Origin of the sequence: Azospirillum soli (assembly GCF_017876165.1) — a bacterium.
Classification (GTDB): domain Bacteria; phylum Pseudomonadota; class Alphaproteobacteria; order Azospirillales; family Azospirillaceae; genus Azospirillum; species Azospirillum soli.
Genome location: NZ_JAGINQ010000012.1, coordinates 16215 through 33307, shown reverse-complemented (window position 1 = coordinate 33307; position 17093 = coordinate 16215). Strand labels below are relative to the sequence as shown.

The 17093-nt window shown below is 69.3% G+C and carries 10 protein-coding genes and 1 tRNA gene; 4 read left to right on the top strand and 7 right to left on the bottom strand.

All coding sequences use genetic code 11. The annotated features are described in order from the left end of the window. Nucleotides 1–176 precede the first annotated feature (176 nt). Nucleotides 177–353, bottom strand: coding sequence for a hypothetical protein (locus J2852_RS18615; RefSeq protein WP_209878283.1), 177 nt, complete (start codon nucleotides 351–353; stop codon nucleotides 177–179). A gap of 144 nt (nucleotides 354–497) precedes the next feature. On the opposite strand from J2852_RS18615, the gene J2852_RS18610 reads away from it, so the two are divergent. Then, nucleotides 498–962 (top strand): RT0821/Lpp0805 family surface protein, encoded by a 465-nt coding sequence (locus J2852_RS18610; RefSeq protein WP_209878281.1) that lies wholly within the window; start codon nucleotides 498–500, stop codon nucleotides 960–962. 7 nt (nucleotides 963–969) lie between these two features. Here the strand turns inward: J2852_RS18610 and J2852_RS18605 are convergent, their stop codons facing one another. Then, the gene (locus tag J2852_RS18605) at nucleotides 970–1794 is read right to left on the bottom strand and encodes a porin (RefSeq protein ID WP_209878279.1); all 825 of its coding nucleotides are present in this window, start codon (nucleotides 1792–1794) and stop codon (nucleotides 970–972) included. A 178-nt stretch (nucleotides 1795–1972) separates the two neighbouring features. Here J2852_RS18605 and J2852_RS18600 point away from each other — a divergent pair, with 178 nt between their 5' ends. Then, nucleotides 1973–3853 (top strand): potassium/proton antiporter, encoded by a 1881-nt coding sequence (locus J2852_RS18600; protein WP_209878278.1) that lies wholly within the window; start codon nucleotides 1973–1975, stop codon nucleotides 3851–3853. 76 nt (nucleotides 3854–3929) lie between these two features. Here J2852_RS18600 and J2852_RS18595 read toward each other — a convergent pair whose 3' ends face one another. Further along, on the bottom strand, nucleotides 3930–4178 hold the full coding sequence (locus tag J2852_RS18595; protein ID WP_209878276.1) for a DUF1272 domain-containing protein: 249 nt from the start codon (nucleotides 4176–4178) through the stop codon (nucleotides 3930–3932). A gap of 122 nt (nucleotides 4179–4300) precedes the next feature. On the opposite strand from J2852_RS18595, the gene J2852_RS18590 reads away from it, so the two are divergent. Continuing rightward, nucleotides 4301–5062 carry a TrmH family RNA methyltransferase gene (locus tag J2852_RS18590; RefSeq protein WP_209878274.1) on the top strand — a complete coding sequence of 254 codons (762 nt, stop codon included), beginning with the start codon at nucleotides 4301–4303 and terminating at the stop codon, nucleotides 5060–5062. Nucleotides 5063–5128: 66 nt separating this feature from the next. On the opposite strand, the gene guaB is transcribed toward J2852_RS18590, so the two are convergent. The 3 genes from guaB to J2852_RS18575 form a co-directional block, all read right to left on the bottom strand. Next, entirely contained in the window at nucleotides 5129–6607 is a 1479-nt protein-coding gene (gene guaB, locus J2852_RS18585; RefSeq protein ID WP_209878272.1) for an IMP dehydrogenase, read from the bottom strand. Nucleotides 6608–6782: 175 nt separating this feature from the next. After that, nucleotides 6783–7493, bottom strand: a complete 711-nt coding sequence (locus J2852_RS18580; protein ID WP_209878270.1) for an RlmE family RNA methyltransferase — start codon at nucleotides 7491–7493, stop codon at nucleotides 6783–6785. 34 nt (nucleotides 7494–7527) lie between these two features. Next, nucleotides 7528–8544: a Ppx/GppA phosphatase family protein gene (locus J2852_RS18575; RefSeq protein WP_209878268.1), complete on the bottom strand. Its 1017-nt coding sequence runs from the start codon at nucleotides 8542–8544 to the stop codon at nucleotides 7528–7530. A gap of 187 nt (nucleotides 8545–8731) precedes the next feature. On the opposite strand from J2852_RS18575, the gene J2852_RS18570 reads away from it, so the two are divergent. Next, nucleotides 8732–8805, top strand: a tRNA-Gln gene (locus J2852_RS18570). A 245-nt stretch (nucleotides 8806–9050) separates the two neighbouring features. Here J2852_RS18570 and J2852_RS18565 read toward each other — a convergent pair. Then, complete coding sequence (locus J2852_RS18565; RefSeq protein WP_209878266.1) at nucleotides 9051–17024, bottom strand: Calx-beta domain-containing protein; 7974 nt, start codon at nucleotides 17022–17024, stop codon at nucleotides 9051–9053. Nucleotides 17025–17093 lie beyond the last annotated feature (69 nt).

The following is a 17093-nucleotide window of genomic DNA, read 5'->3' as shown; positions in this document are numbered from 1 at the left end:
GAGAGGGAATGATTGCATGGCTTAGCCGATGGACGCCGTTCTTGTCCACCAAACCGGCCCATGAGGCGGTGCAGGACTGCCGATAACAGTCGGGCGCGCCTTGCCGGAATCGCAAGGCGCGCCCGCCGTGTTCGGCAACGGCCCGCAGGAGCCGTCGCGGGATTGAGGCTCAGCTCTTAATCGAGAGCGCTGCCCAGGGCGGCACCACCCAGTCCGCCGATGATGGCTCCGCGCTTGCCGTCGAGCGCGTAGCCGCCGGCCGCGCCGGCCGTGCCGCCGACCACGGTGCCGGTCGAGCAGGCCGCGAGCGTCAACAGCGCAATGGCAGCCCCAATCAGGCGCAAACGAGACATGTCCAAACCCTCCTTGTGGTGTCTCCCGCCCCCATAAACACGCGAAGGAGCGTTTTGCTTCCCAGGCTGTCTCAAACGGATCAGGAACCAACCCCTTTGACCCCGGTTTCTTCCGTGAATAAGCACAGGAAAGGGGGAGGCTCCATGTCCATACGCAAGATGACGGTCTGTGCGGCGCTGGCCCTGTCGCTCAGCGCCTGCCAGACGGGGATGAGCACGTCGGAAACGGTCGGAACGCTGGGCGGTGCGGCCGGCGGCGCGCTGATCGGGTCGCAGTTCGGCGGCGGGTCCGGGAAGATCGCGACGACGGCGCTCGGCACCATCGTGGGTGCCTTCGCCGGCCGGGCCATCGCGCAACGCCTCGACGGGACCAGCGAAAGCCGCGCCGCAGCGGCTGAACGCGACGCGGTTGCCCAAAACCAGACAATCACCTGGAACAACCCGCAGGGCCGCAGCGAGGGTTCGGTCCAGCCGTTGCGCACCTACCAGAACGGCAACGGCCAGACCTGCCGCGACTACACCCACACGATCAACGTGGAAGGCAAGCGCGAGACCGCGCGCGGCACCGCCTGCCGCCAGTCGGACGGAACCTGGCAGCTGGTGAGCTGACGCACCGTCAGAACACCACCCGCGTGCCGATCCGCAGCATGGTGCTGGCGGCCGGGTCCCCGTCGTAGGTCATGGTGCCGAGATCGGCCGACAGGCTGAACTTCGGCGTCACGCGGAAACGCAGTCCCGTGGACCAGGCCTCCTGCGCGGTCTCGTCCCCGGCCTGGGTGTGCGCCACGCGCCCGGTGACGCTCCAGCTCCGCGCGTCCGTGCTGCTTTCATAGCGGACGCCGGCGTTCAGCGTGTGCCGGTCGGGGCCGTCGGGCGCGGTCTGTCCGCGATAGCCGGCGCCGACGGTCAGGCCGCGCGCGGCGACCTGCCCGCCGACCACCCACGTCTTGCGCGAGGTCCGCCGCCCGTTGCTGGTCACCCGCGCCTTGCCGCCCCCGGCGGTGACGTGCAGCTTGGCCTTGCCCAGCCGGCCGTCGTGCCGGACCACCCCTTCGATCCTGTGCCGGGCCACGCTGTCTGCCTCGCCGGGATCCGGCAGCACCGGCGTGTAGCCGAGTCCGACCCGGAAGCCGGAAACCCGTGGCGAGTAATAGGCGGCCCGCGCGTCCATGCCGCCGTAGGCATCGTCCACGAACCATGGATCGCGCACCGGCGTGGTGACCACCAGCCGTCGCGACGGGCTGTCGGTCTGCCCCACCTCGATCTCTCCCCAGGAACCGAGGTCAATGGCCTTCTTCCGGACCGCCGCCGCGTCATCCGTCTGCCGGCCCGCCGAAGGGGTAGCATCCGGTGCACTGGCGGCCTGGGCCGCCGCCGCCGACTGCGCCACCGCCAACAGTGCCGGCAGCAGGAACAGCGAAAAACGCCATGTCCGAGGCATGATGACTCCTGTCTCGTCTCAAACGCGCCGAGCTTGAACCTACCATCGGCAATGTTGCGGCGCGGGAGACAAATCTGTTTGATGCCGCATGTCGGTCCGCGTTGCGGTTCCGGGGAGAGAGCGTCAAAATCAAAGGGTTCCGCCCGGCGGCGGCCCCGATCACCCCTGCGCGAGGCCCATGGAGGCAACCAGCTACATCATTCTGATCGGATCGACGCTGCTGATCGCCAGCATTCTGACCAGCTATCTGGCGCTCAGGATCGGCACGCCGCTGTTGCTGATTTTCCTGTCGGTCGGGCTTCTGGCCGGCGAGGACGGCATTGGTGGCATCCAGTTCAACGATCTCGGCAGCGCCTTCCTCATCGGCTCCATCGCGCTGGCCGTCATCCTGTTCGAGAGCGGGCTGGACACGAAGCTGTCCAGCTACAAGGCGGCGGCGTGGCCCGCATTGACCCTGGCGACGGCGGGCGTCGCAATCACCACCGGCATTGTCGGCGTGGTCGCCCATTACCTGCTGGATCTGGAGTGGATCGAAGCGCTGCTGGTCGGCGCGGTGGTCAGCTCGACCGACGCGGCGGCGGTGTTCCTGCTGCTGCGGGTCGGCGGCATCACCATCCGCGACCGCGTCCGTTCGGCGCTGGAGATCGAATCCGGCAGCAACGACCCGATGGCGATCCTGCTGACCATCATGCTGGTCGAGGCGGCCCTGCACGGCTGGGGCACGCCGCTGGAACTGCTCAGCGAGTTCCTGATGCAGATCGTCGGCGGGGCCGCGCTGGGCGTGCTGGGCGGGTTTCTGCTGGCGGGCTTCATCAACAAGACGAAGATGGAACCGGGCCTCTACCCGGTGGTGACGCTGACCTTTGCCCTGTTTGTCTTCGCCGGGACCAACGTGCTGGGCGGCAGCGGCTTCCTGGCCGTCTACGTGATGGGGCTGGTGGCCGGCAACGTGCGGCTGCGCGGCGCGCCGGGCCTGCGGCGGTTCCATTCGGGCCTGACGTGGCTGAGCCAGATTGTGATGTTCGTCATGCTGGGCCTGCTCGCCACCCCGCACGAATTCGGGACCATCGCCCTGCCCGCCATCGGGCTAGCCCTGTTGCTGATCTTCGTGGCGCGCCCGCTGGCGGTGTGGCTATGCCTTCTGCTCTTCCGCTTCACGGCGAACGAGACCACCTTCATCGCCTGGGTCGGTCTGCGCGGCGCCGTGTCGATGCTGCTGGCGCTGGTGCCGGTGCTGGGGGATTTGCCGGGCGGCCAGGTCATCTTCAACACTGCCTTCATCGTGGTGATCGTGTCGCTGCTGGTGCAGGGTTGGACCATTGGGCCGATGGCCCGCTGGCTGAAGCTGCTGATCCCGCCCCGGCGCGGGCCGGTGGAGCGTGTCGAACTGGAGCTGCCCGGCGAGGCCGACCAGGAGCTGGTCGCCTACACCGTCCGCGACAAGAGCCCCGCCGCGCGGGGCCAGCGCTTGCCCCGCTTCGCCCGCCCGTCGCTGGTGATCCGCGACGGGCACGTCGTGCCACTGCACAAGGCCCGCCCCTACCAACCGGGCGACATGGTCTACCTGTTCACCCCGCCCGACCAGTTGCCGCTGATCGACAAGCTGTTCGCCAGCAGCCGAGCGCTGGACCAGGATGACCGGGAATTCTACGGAGACCTCGTGCTGAGCCCCGACGCGACAGTCGGGCAGATCGCCGAGATGTACGGGTTGCCGATGTCGCTGGCCAACGCGCACCTGACCTTGCGCGACCTGCTGCGCAACGAGTTCGGCAGCGCCTGCGAACCGGGCGACCGAATCCGTATGGGCGGGGTCGAATTGATCGTCCGCGACATGGAGGACGGCAAGATTCTCTCCGTCGGCATGGCGCTGGAGCCGACGCCGGTGTCCAAGCCGCGCGTGCCCCTGTTCCTGCGTCCGCGCCAGTTGGGAGAGCGGGTCATGACGTGGTGGGGACGGCGCTCCTTCCAGCGCTGGCAGCGCCGGGAGAAGCGCCGCGAACGTCTGACGGGTCCAACCAGAACCGGAATACCCAGCGCCGAGCCGAAGGAGACGCAGTAGCATGGCGGCTGCTGCCGCAACCGGTCCCGTCCCTGCGGGATCGGTGTCGGAATGAGCCCGGTTAAAAGGTGGCCGGCTAAAAGCTGGCCGGGCAGCCGCCGCCCTTCACCACACGCTCCAGCGAGGCTGGATACGTGGCGAGCTTCCCGGCGGGGCGGATCGGGCGGGCGACCAGTTCACCGCCGCAGTTCGGGCAGATACCGCCGCGCTGCTTGTCTTTGCAGTCGCCACAAAAGGTGCACTCGAACGAGCAGATGAAGGCGTCGCGAGAGTCCGGCGGCAGGTCGCGGTCACAGCATTCGCAGTTGGGGCGCAGAGCGAGCATGGATTTTCTCCCGTACATCGGTCTCGCGATGGTAGCAAGCGCGGCCTTTGCTGGGAATTGTCTTGCGCGGGCGTGGGACGTCCGCTCTAAGGTCTGGGCCGTGCATAGGAAATGAGCGCCGTATGACCCGCCCGCCGCGTCTGATCGAAAGCCCGCAGAACCCGCAATTCAAACTGTGGGAGTCTCTGCTGGAAAGCCGTGGCCTGAAGAAGGCCGGCAAGTTCCTGCTCGCTGGGCTGAAGACCGTGCCGGAGGCGCTGGCGAAGCATCCGCAACGCTTCTCCACCGTGCTGGTCACCGACCCCGCGCAGGTCGAACGGTGGGCCCTGCCCGCCGGGGTGGAGGTGGTGCAGTTGGCGCCCGCGCTGTTCCGCGTTCTGGACGCGTCGGGAACGGGCTTTCCGCTGCTGGTCGGCACGGTGCCGGAGATGCCGCTTCTCGACCTTTCGCAGCCGCCCATGGGGTTGGAACTGGTCTGCGCGTTGGGCGATCCGAACAACCTGGGCGCCTTGCTGCGCAGCGCCGCCGCTTTTGGGGCCAAGCGGGTGGTTTTGTTGGAAGGGGCCGCCCATCCTTTTCACCCGAAATGCCTGCGGGCCGCGTCCAACGCCCAGTTTGAGCTGACATTGCTGCGTGGCGGGCGGTGGACGGATGTGCGGGGCGCGGCTGGGCTGATGGTCGCGCTGGACGCGGGCGGCGAGAATTTGACCGCCTTCGACTGGCCGCGCGACGTGCGGCTGGTGCTGGGCGAAGAGGGGCAAGGCGTGCCGGACGACCTGCCGGTGCGGCGGCTATCCATCCCGACCACGGGGGTGGTGGAATCGCTGAACGCCACGGTGGCGGCGAGCGTGGCGCTGTTCAGCTATTTCGGCGCTACAAAATAAAACGCGAGGGACGTTGTCCCTCGCGCTCCCTACCAAAGGCCGGAAGGCCTTTGGAAACCGATAATTTTAGCCCTGGCGGTAGTTGGGCGACTCGTTGGTGATCGTGATGTCGTGGACGTGGCTCTCGCGCAGGCCCGCGTTGGTGATTCGGACGAACTCGCACCCGCTCTGCATGTCCGCAATGGACTTGCTGCCGGTGTAGCCCATGGCCGCGCGCAGGCCGCCGACCAGCTGGTGGATAACCGCCGACACCGGACCCTTGTAGGGCACGCGGCCTTCGACGCCTTCCGGCACCAGCTTCATGGTCGAGACTTCCTGCTGGAAGTAGCGGTCCGCCGAACCGCGCGCCATGGCGCCGACCGAGCCCATGCCGCGATAGCTCTTGTAGGAGCGGCCCTGGAACAGGATGACCTCGCCGGGGCTCTCGTCCGTGCCGGCGAACAGGCTGCCGATCATCGCGACATGCGCGCCGGCCGCGATGGCCTTGGCGAGGTCGCCCGAGAACTTGATGCCGCCGTCGGCGATCACTGGAATGCCGTGCTTCTCGCACTCGTTCACGACGTCCATGATCGCGGTCAGCTGCGGAACGCCGACGCCCGCGATGATGCGGGTGGTGCAGATGGAGCCCGGACCGATGCCGACCTTGATGGCGTCGGCACCCGCGTCGATCAGCGCCTTAGCGGCCTCGCCGGTCGCCACGTTGCCGGCGATCACCTGGGTGTAGTTGGACATGTTGCGCGCCGCGCGGACCTGATCCAGCACCTTCAGCGAATGGCCGTGTGCGGTGTCCACCACCAGCACGTCCACGCCCGCGTCGAACAGGGCCTCGGCGCGCATCAGGCCGTCCGGACCGGTGCCGGTGGCGGCGGCGACGCGCAGACGGCCCCGGCTGTCCTTGCAGGCGTTCGGGTAGGCCTGCGCCTTCTCCATGTCCTTCACGGTGACGAGGCCGATGCAGCGGTGATCCTCGTCCACCACCAGCAGCTTCTCAATGCGGTGATGGTGCAGCAGGCGCTTGGCCTCGTCCTGGCTGACGCCCTCGCGCACCGTGACCAGCTCCTTGGTCATCAGCTCGCTGACCGGCTGCTTGGGGTCGTTGGCGAAGCGCACGTCGCGGTTGGTCAGGATGCCGATCAGCTTGCCGCTGCCCAGCGCGTCGCGGCTTTCCACCACCGGAATGCCGGAAATGCGGTAGTCGGCCATCAGTTGCAGCGCGTCGGCCAGCGTGGCGCTGGGGGTGATGGTGATCGGGTTGACCACCATGCCGGACTCGTACCGCTTGACCTTGCGGACCTCCTCGGCCTGCTGCTCGATGGTCAGGTTGCGGTGGATCACGCCGATGCCGCCGGCCTGGGCCATGGCGATGGCGAGGCTGCTCTCAGTCACCGTGTCCATCGCCGAGGACATCAGCGGAATGCCCAATTCGATGGACTTGGTCAGCCGGGTCCGGGTGTCCACCTCGTTCGGCAGAACGGCGCTCTCGGCCGGAACCAGGAGGACATCGTCGAAGGTGAGGGCTTCGCGAATGGTGGTGGAGCGGGCCATCGTCGGACTCCCGGGAAAAAGTGGCCGGAAAAAATTTGGCGCACTATACACAAGACCGTGGGCTTGTGAAGGCGCCTCTACCACAAAGTGTCGTGTTATGAACGGCGTACGCGCAGGCCAGCCATGAACGGCGTACGCGCAGGCCAGCCATGACCTGCGCGTACGCCGTCAACCTTTAGTCGTTCACGTTTCCGCCACGGAAACCGATGGCGACGACATACGTCTCGGAGGATTCCGCCCGGCTGGCCGGCGGCTTGGCATGGCGAACCGCCGTGAAATCGCGCTTCAGCCGCTCCAGAAGGGACTTTTCGGCACCGCCCTGGAACAACTTCGCCACGAAGGCGCCGCCGGGGGCCAGAACCTCCTCCGCGAAGTCGTAGGCGGCCTCGGCCAGCGCCATGATGCGCAAATGGTCGGTCGCCTGATGGCCGGTGGTGGGGGCGGCCATGTCGCTCAGCACGATGTCGGCGGATCCGCCCAGCGCTTCCTTCAGGCGGTCGGCGGCGCCCTCCTCCAGGAAGTCGGCCTGCATGGTGATGGCGCCGGGGACCGGGTCCATGGGCAGGATGTCGAGACCGACGACCTTCCAGTTGTCCTTGGAGGTCTGCACCTTGTCCACGGCGATCTGCGTCCAGCCGCCGGGCGCGGCACCCAGGTCCACCACCCGCTTGCCGGGGCCGAGCAGGCGGAACTTCTCGTCGAGCTGCAGCAGCTTGAACGCGGCGCGCGAACGGTAGCCGCGCTTCGTCGCCTCGTGCACGTAGGGGTCGTTGAGGTGCCGCTCCAGCCAGCGCGCCGAGGAGGTCGAGCGCTTCGCCTTCGTCTTCACACGAACGGTTGCTTGGCGTCCGCCCGGCTTCGAAGAGGACGGGGTCTTTCCAACCATGATCTCACAAGTCCTTAATACAGCGCCGGGCCGATCAGTTCGATCCGATCAGCTCGACCAGAATCCCTTCGCGCAGGCCGCGATCGGCGATGCGCAGCCGCTCCACCGGCCAACAGTCGCAGAGCGCTTCCAGCACCGCGCAGCCGGCGACCACCAGATCGGCACGGTCCTGCCCGATGCAGGGATGCCGCGCCCGGCCGTCGAAGTCCAGCGTCACGAGCCGGTTTATGACGGCGCGGGCGTGATCAGTGCGCAAAAAACTGCCGTCCACCGCCCGCCGGTCGTAACGGCACAGGCCCAGATGCACCCCGGCGAGCGTCGTCACCGTGCCTGAGGTGCCCAGCATCTGCACCTTTCCCGCCCCCACCCGTTCGCGGATGCGGTTGCGCGCCTCGAACGGGGCGATGGCGGAGGACACGGCCTCCAACATGCCGGCGTACATGGCCGACGTGACGTGCGGGCCGCCGAACTGCTCGGTCAAGCCGATGACGCCACAGCGGATCGAGGTCTGGTCGAGGATGCGCGGCGGCCGACCGGGTTCCAGCGCCAGCCACATCAGTTCCGTCGAGCCGCCGCCGATGTCGAACACCACCGCGTAGGGAACCTGTGGGTCGAGCAGCGAGGCGCAGCCGGCCAGCGCGAGGCGCCCTTCCTCCTGGCTGGAGATGATTTCGATGGCGATGCCGGTTTCGCGTTCGACCGTGTCGATGAACTCGTTGCAGTTCCGGGCGCGGCGGCAGGCCTCCGTCGCCACGGCGCGGGCAGCGGTGACGCCGCGCCGCTCGATCTTCGCGCCGCAGATCCTGAGCGCGGCGATGGTGCGCTCCATCGCCGAGTCGGACAGGCGGTCGTTGCGGGTCAGCCCCTCGCCCAGCCGGACGATGCGGGAAAAGGCGTCAATGACACGGAATCCGCCGGGAATGGCCTTCGCGATCAGGAGGCGGCAGTTGTTGGTGCCAAGATCGAGCGCAGCGAACACGGGACGAGCGGGCGCCGACGAACGCAACCGTCCGGTGTCGTTCTGTCGCTCGCTGTGCACCTGTAAGTCCACGTACCCTCCCCGCCGCGCTGAAGAGGGGCATCTTAACCCGGTTTCATAACAGCGCGAAACCCTACTAACGGCGATGGGGATCGTCCCAAGGTCCCGATCCGCAAAAAAAGCTATACAAGCCCCAAACCCTTTGATAAAAGGGCGGCCCACGACGGGACGCGGCGAGTGACCGCCCCGGCGATGGTCTTGGGGGATCGTCTAGCGGTAGGACAGCGGACTCTGACTCCGCCAGCCTAGGTTCGAATCCTAGTCCCCCAACCAACTTTTCCCAAAAAAATCAGCAGTGCTATAGTTTTACAGGTGGCGCCACGCCCCGCAATGCCGGGCTTGTGTGGAACAGCCGCACAACGCTGCCGCACGAAGCACACCCACCTCTCGCGGCCGTTGGCAAAGTCTCGAAGACGGGCCGCTGGATCATCTCCACAGGGGCGCGCTGGGCGCGAGTCAGGTGCGGCGTGAGCCGCACGAGATCGGTTCGGTGTCGTCCAGAGCCGGTGCCCAACTCCTTATCCGGCCATAAACCAGCCCTCCTGCATGTGCTCCTTCCGCACTCCGACAAGCGTCAGATCGCCGCCGTTCGAAAACACGATTACCGCCTCGCCGGCACCGTTGGCAGCGAGCGTGTAGATCAGCCCACCCCTCAGCTGGATCCGGTCGCCTTCCGCCGCCGAGAAGTCGGTGATCACGTCGTGGCCGTCGCCGAGCCCCTCGGCGAAGCGCTGCCCAAAGACGAACACGTCCGCTCCCGCACCGCCGGTCAGGGTGTCGTTGCCCAGGTCGCCGAACAGCCAGTCATCGCCCAGGTCGCCGAACAGCCGGTCGTCGTCGCGCCCGCTGTAGAGCGTGTCGTTGCCCATCCCGCCGTGCAGCGTGTCGCCCCCTATGTTGCCGAACAAAAGGTCATGGCCGGTGTTGCCGAACAGCCGGTCGGCGCCGCTACCGCCCGCCAGTGCATCGTTACCCACGTCGCCATTCAAAACATCGCTGCCGTCGTCACCGAACAGCGCGTCATCGTCCCTGCCGCCATACAGCGTGTCGTTGTCACGCCCACCGTACAGGGTGTCCGCCCCCGTGTTGCCGAGCAGCACATCGGCGCCGGTGTTGCCGAACAGCAGGTCATTGTCCTCGCCGCCCTGGACAGTGTCGTTGCCCTCGTCGCCGTACAGCACGTCGTTGCCGGTCTTGGAACCGACGAAGTCGTCACCGCCGCCGCCGTGCAGCGTGTCATCGTCGGCCCCCAGCACCATGATCTGCCCCGCGCCGTCGCCGGTGGCCATCTGCGAACCGTCGCCGCCGACCACGCGTACCGGCCCCGCCACCACCGCGAAGCCGACGCGGTCGAGCTGGAGGACCGTGCCCGGAGGCAGGTTGCGGGCGTCGATCACGAGAGCCACGCCCTCACCGCCATCGGCCGGACCAGAGATGACGATGGGGTCCATCGAGGCGCTTCCAGAGATCGCCGGAGTCACGGTGCGCACGGTGACGGTGGCCCCCGCGCCACGGGAGGCCGCGTAGTCCGCGATGGACCGGTTCAGGGCGTCACGTTCCGCTGCGTCCGCCGCAATGCCGGAAACCGCCGCCCCCAGTTCGGCCGCCGCCGCGTCGGCGGTCTGTGGGGTTCCGGATCCGCCGGTATCGAGCCGCACCCCGGCTGGCAGCGTGGCCGAAAGCCCGCCGCCGCCGTCCAGCGGCACCGTTCCGCCGTCCCCGATCACCGGGCCGCCATTGGAGTCGCCCCCACCGGAGCCGCCGGAATCACCCCCACCGCTGCCGGGCTGCTGGGGGGCCGGGTCATCCTCGATGATGGAGGCCGTGGCGGTGGCAAGGTCGATGATCCCGGCCGAAGCGTTGCTCAGCGTGACCGTGAACGCCCGATTGCCCTTGTGGACGGAATCGTCAGCAGCCGTGATGCTGAACGTCTTGGTCGTTTCGCCATCGGCGAAACTCACGGTGCCGGAGAGCGCCGTGCCTGCGGCGAAGTCGGACAGGGTGGCGGGGTTGGCACCCGAACCGGCGATGGCGTAGTCGACGGTCACCGGCCCCGTCAGCACGCCGCCACGCGTCACGGTCACCGTGAAGGTGGCGCCGCCGGTCGTCCCCTCGCTCCGGTTCTGCGGATCAACCGCGACCGAGAGGCGCGGCACCAGCCCCGTCACTGTCAGCGTACCGGACGCCAGGGCCAGGTTTTCCACGCCGATGGTGCCGTCCAGCACGAGCGTGTAGTCGCTGCCGGCCGTGTGGTCCAGCCCGAGGTGCAGGGTCGTAATGCCCCCGGAATGGCTGACCTCCGCCGCCTGATACCCCACCGAACGGCCGTCGCCGCTGGCGATGCTCTGCGCCCCCAGCACGAGCTGGTCGCCGTTGCCCAGGTCCTTGATCCGCGCCGCGTGGCCGGCGAGGCCGCTTCCGGACGAAAAGACGAAGCGGTCGTCGCCGGCGCCGCTAGACAGCAGCTTGCTGCCGGCACCGATGATGAAGTCGTCGTTGCCGTCCCCGCCCGTCACCGTGTCCGCGCCACCGCCCAGTTCGTAACGGTCGTTCCCGGCGCCGCCCACGATGGAGTCGTTGCCTGCGCCCAGGACCACGCTGATGTCCTGTTGGCTTGCGGAGGCGTCCAGCACCACGGAGTCGGCATCGGTGAGAGCGTAGCTCGCCACCTGCCCGCCGCCAGCGATCCGAAAGTGCCCGCCGCCCTCGGCCGCGATGGTTTCCACACCGGTTACGGTCGAAAGATCGTACGTTCCGGCCTTGAGACTGAGCGTGTCCGCGCCGTTCCCGCCGGTGACCGCCGCCGCCGCGACGTCGAAGCCGGCCGGAAGATGCACCATCCGGTCGCCGCCATCGGCCAGCACGATGGCCTCGAACCCGGTGAGGCTTCCAGAGAAGACGTCGCTCTCCACGACCAGGGTGTCAATGCCGTCGCCACCGTCGAAGGCGCCCGTCACCGTTCCGGCCCCCTGCGCGCGCACCGTGTCGTTGCCCAGGCCGGCCGCCAGGGACAGCACCGCCCCCACCGTGAAGCTGTCGGCGCCATCGCTGCCAACAAAGTGCATGGACGGGGACCGGTCGGTGAGCGTCACCGCAGTCGCGTCAGCCAGAAGGAGGGTTTCCACGTTCGTCACGCGGCCGGTCAAGTCGACGTCCCCGCCGCCCGTGACGACCAGCGTGTCGCTGCCCACGCCGCCGTCGATGCTGGCGCTGGCCAGATCGGCCGCGCTGCCGGTGATGGTGTCGCCCACCCCGGTGGTCGAGCCGGTCGCGGCGGTGCTCGCGGTGGTCGAGACCACGGCGTCCGGTCCCGTCACCGTGACCTCCGCCCCCACGGCCTCCAGCCTGCCGTCGCGCACCACCAGCCGCGCCGGGGCGAACCCGTCCGGCAGATCGACCGCGATGTCGGCACCGGCGATGCCGTCGGTGCCGATTTGCAGCCGCGTCCGGCCGTTGGCGGGCGTGGCGAGTTGCACCTCGCCGCGCCCCAGGGAGCCGCCGTTGCCGGTCTGCGCCAGCACGGTGAAGGCGGTCAGGCCGTCCACCTCGACACGGTCGCCCCCGTCGAGGTCGATCACGTCGATGCCGTTGCCCGAGGCCGCGAACCGGTAGACGTCGCGCCCATCACCGCCGGACAGGGTATCGGCGCCGGCGCCGCCACGCAGCGTGTCCTCGCCGGTTCCGCCCGACAGGCGCAGGGCGCGGGCCGAGGCCGAGCCGTCGATGTCCACCCCGGCGCCGATCCCGCTGAGGTCGAGCGTGTTCTGCTCCATCGCCGTGGCGGCGCCGAGGACGATGCGAACCCGTTCGCCGTTGGCGTCGATGGCGTTGGCGTCGGTGACGCCGCCGAAGTTGAAGGTCCCGCCGCCCTCCAGCCGGAACCGCCCGCCGGCCGCGTCGATGACGTCGCCGGCCAGGGCCGTGGCGGTGGTGACGAAGGTGTGGCCGACGCTGCCCGTCAGCTGCTCCGCCGTCACTGTCAGCGTCCGGGTGACCGCCGGCACGTCGTCGTCGAGGATGGTCCCGATGGCCTCACCCCCCACGACCACGCCGCCGCTCGGCTCGAAGATGGTCGCGCGGTAGCTGCGGCTTCCGTCGTTCTCGGTATTGTCGGCAACCGTCAGGGTGACCGCCTTCGCCCATTGCCACGGATCGAAGAAGACGGTGCCGCTGAACGCCCCGTTGCTATTGAAGTAGCCGCTCCCGGACACGTTGTAGCTCACGCGGCCGCTGGTCGAGAGATCGCCGCCGCGCGATAACGTGACCGTGACGGTGTTGGCGGCATCGCCCTCGATCCGCCGGGCCGGCGACACGGAGACCGAGTAGAGCGAGTGGGTCCGCGCCATCGTCACGCCGCTGGAATCCACGCTGAAGAAGGAGGCGTCGTAGATCCCGTCCAGCGTGACCGTGCGGTTGGGGCCGCCGTCGGTCGCCCCGAACGTCAGCGTCGTGGAGCTGCCGGCCGCCGTCACCACGACCTCTCCCGGCCGGCTTGGGTCGCCGCTGCCGTTGCGGATGTATTCCATCCCGGAAATACCGATCCGGTCGCCGATCGCGAAGTCCGTGATGCGCAGGTTGCCGGCCCGGTCGAGAACGAAGCGGTCCGCCCCGGCGCCGCCGCTGACGATGGCGCTGCCTCCGTCGAAGTGGATGTGGTCGTCGCCGTCGCCGCCCCGGACGGTGTCCCCATCATCGGCGTGCAGGGTGTCGTTGCCGCTGCCGCCGTCCACGGCGAGCGCGCCGCTGTCGGCCTCGACCACAAGCGCCTGCCGGGAGCGCGAGCCGTCGAACGAGCCCCGCTCGGTGCCGGTGAGGAAGACGGACAGCGGGTCGGCCGCCGGGTCGGTGTCGGAACCCAGCGTGACGGCGACCGAACGGCCGTTGACCAGCAGCCGTTCCAGACCGGAGGCATGGCCGAGGTCGAACGTCCCGTCGCCGGCCAGGGTCAGGGCGTCGTAGCCGTCGCCGCCGATCAGCGCCGTCAGCCCCGCCGTCTGCGCCGCGGTCAGGGTCAGCGCGTGATCGCCGCCGTCCGCCAGCCGAATGGTTTCGAAACCGGTCGCCGTCGCCTCCAGGACGCGCGCCGCCACGACCAGCGTGTCCGCCCCGTCGCCGCCCTCAAACGCCCCGGTGACCACGTCGCCCTCGACGCGGATCGTGTCCGCCCCGGCGCCCGCGTCCAGCGAGGCCAGCGCCCCCACCGTCAGCGTGTCAGCGCCGCCGCTGCCGGCGACCCTCTTCAGGCCGGTGGCGGCGGTCGCCGTCACCGTCGCCGCCCCGGCGAGTTCCAGCTCCTCGATGCCGGTGATGGCGCTGCCGAGCACCAGCGTGCCGCCGCCGGTCACCACCAGCCGGTCCTCGCCGTCGGAGGCGTCGATGCTGGCGCTCGCCAGATCGGGGGCGCTGCCGGTGATCGTGTCGTCGGCGGCGGTCGTCGTGCCGGTGGCGGCCGTCCGGTCGGTGGGCGACAGGACCGCGTCTGGACCGGTCACCGTGATCGCCGCGCCCTTCGCCACCAGCCCGCCGTCCTCGACCGCCAGCATGTCCGGCGTGAAGCGCCCGACCAGATCGATCGTGATGTCGGCGCCGGGCGTGGCGTCCGTGCCGATGAAGAGCCGCGTGCGCGTGCCGTCGCTGACGCCCAATTGCACCTCGCCGCGCGTCAGCGTGCCGCCCGTCCCGGTCTGCGCCAGCAGGGTGAGGGTGGTCAGCCCGTCCACCTCCAGCCGGTCGCCGCCGAAGCTCAGCAGGTCGATCCCGTTGCCCGAGGCTGCGAAGCGGTAGACGTCCCGGCCGCCGCCGCCGTCCAGCGTGTCGTTGCCGGCCCCGCCGCGCAGGGTGTCGCCGCCGGCCCCGCCCGTCACGGACAGCACGCCGGCCGCCGCCGACCCGTCGAGGGCCAGCGGCCCGGCGACGTCCCGCACGTCCAGCCGCGCACCGGCCGGCACCGTGCCGGCGCCGAGCACGACGGTGCGCCCGGCGCCGTCGCCACTGATCGAACCGACGTTGGTGACGCGGGAGAAGTCGAAGATCCCGCCGCCCTGGAGCGCGAAGGCGCCGCCGCCGGCGTCGATGCTGTCGCCGGCCAGGGCCGTGGCGGCGGCGACGAAGGTGTCGGAGGCCGAACCGGCCAGGGTTTCCGGAGCCTCGGTCAGGGTCCGGGTCGTTCCGGCCGGATCGTCGTCCAGGATGGTCGCGGACGCCTCGCCAACGACGATCACGCCGGGCGACGGGGACAGCAGCTGGACCACGAAGGTTTCGTTCCCTTCATGGCGGGCATCGTCGGCGACGGTCAGCGTCACCGTCTTCGTCGCCTCGCCGTCGGCGAAGGTCAGCGTGGCGGTGAGCGGCGCGCCGGCGATGAAATCCTCGCTTCCGGCCGGTTTGCCGCCGCTGCCGACCACGCGGTAGGAGACGCTGGCCGTTCCGGACAGATCGGTGCCGCGCGTCACCGTCACGGTGAAGCTGTTGCTGCCGGCATCGCCTTCCGTGACCTGGGCCGGCGTCATCGCGACCGAGAAGGTGGGCAGCAGCCCCACCACCTCCAGCGTGTCGCCGTTGCGCACGAAGTTCGCGGCGGTGGCCGTGCCAGTGAACTCGATGATGGCGTCGGCGCCGGGGATGCTGTCCTTGCCGATGTGCAGGCGGGTCACGCCGTTCTCGGTGCTGACCTCCACCGCCCCGGCCTCGACGGCGACGCCTGCGCCGTTCCGGACGGCGCCGTTGCCGATCCGGAAGCGGTCGCCGTTGCCCAGGTCGGTGATCCGGGTCGTGTAGCCCCTGAGGTCAAGGTCCTCGTCGAGAACGAAGGTGTCGCTGCCGGCGCCACCGGTCACCAGTTTTTCGCCGCCCTCCAGATAAAAGGTGTCGTTGCCGGCACCGCCGGACAGGGTGTCCTGCCCGGTGCCGCTGCGGAAGACGTCGTCGCCGGAACCGCCGGTCAGACGATCCGCTCCCTGTCCGGTCAGCACGGTCATCGCGCCCCGATTGGCGGAGCCGTCCAGGACGACGGCCTCGTTCGCGTAGTCGGTTCGCGAGATGCTGTAGGTCGTGGCCGCCGTTCCGTTGATGCCGCCCGCCGCCACGGTGTAGGTGCCGCCCCGCCCGGTGACGGTCTCCACGCCCGTGATCCCGGCGAGCAGGACCGAGCCGCCGTCACGGAAATCAACCGTGTCGTTCCCGTCGCCGCCGGTGAGGGTGCGGGTGCCGTCGAGGAAAGCGGAATCGAGCGCCACCCGCCGGTCGCCGCCGTCGGCCAGTTCGATCGCCTCGAACCCGGACACGGTGCCGGAGAAGCGGGCGGTGGCGACCACCAGCGTGTCGAAGCCGGCTCCGCCCTTGAAGACGCCGCCCACCGCCGCCTCGGCGTCGCTGCTCGCCCAGGTGGGGCGGACGGCGCGGACCGTGTCGTCGCCGTCGCCCGCGTCCAGCTCGGCCACTAGGGCGAAGCTCAGCACGTCATCGCCGTCGCTGCCCCGCACCCATTGGAACTCGGAGCTGTCGGCCATCGTGACGTTGGCGGCGCCCTGCAACCGGATCATCTCGACACCGGCGAGATTGCCGGTCAGGTCGGCCGTGCCGGTGCCCGTCACCACCAGCTCGTCGGAACCTCCGCCGCCGTCGATGCTGGCGCTGTCGAGGAGGTCCGCGTCGCCGGTGATGGTGTCGTCGGCAAGCCCGGTGGAGCCGGTGGCGTTCACCGCCGTGGAGCCGTTGACCACCGCGTCGGGGCCGGTGATCGAGATCTCGGCGCCGCTGATCGTCAAGCCGCCGCCCGCCGACTTCAGCATCCGCGGGGTGAGTTCCCCGTTGATGATGATCTCGATCTCGGCGCCGGCCTGGGCGTCGGTGCCGATGTACAACTTTGTCGTGCCGGTCTGCCCGTCATAGGCGCCGACCTGCACCTGCCCGGCCAGCAGGCCGGTTCCGGTCCCGCTGTCCTCCAGGACGGTCAGGGCGCTGAACCCGTCCACGACGATCCGGGCGCCGGGGGCGAGTTCGACGGTGTCCACCCCGTTGTCCGTGGCCGCGTACTCGATGACATCCGCGCCGTAGCAGGAGATGTAGTCGTTGCCGGGGCCGCCACGCATCGTATCGTCGCCGTTGCCGCCCTCCAGGCTGTCATCCCCCTGGCCGCCGACTAGCGAGTCCGCGCCCCTGCCGCCCCGCAGCGCAAGCCGGTCGAGCGCCGCCGATCCGTCCAGCATCAAGGAGGCCGCGTAGCCGGGCGGCCACACCCGCAGGATGCCGCCGCTGCGGCCCGAGTTGGGACCCAGGGTGACGGTGACGCGCCCGACCGCCGCCGTATCGTTCAGCGACAGCGTGCCGATGCGCGACACGTTCGTCAGGTCGAACGTCCCCATGCCGTCCAGAGTGAAGCCGCCGCCGTTCACATCGATCACATCGCCGACGAGATTTTCGGGCGTGCTCACGAACGTGTCGCCCGCGCCGGTCAGGGTCTCGGGTGCGCTGGTCAGCGTGCGGATGGCCATGGGAGAACTCCTGTTGGGCACGGCAGGCGCCCAAACGCTGGGCACCCGCCAGGCTTCCGCCAATCGCAA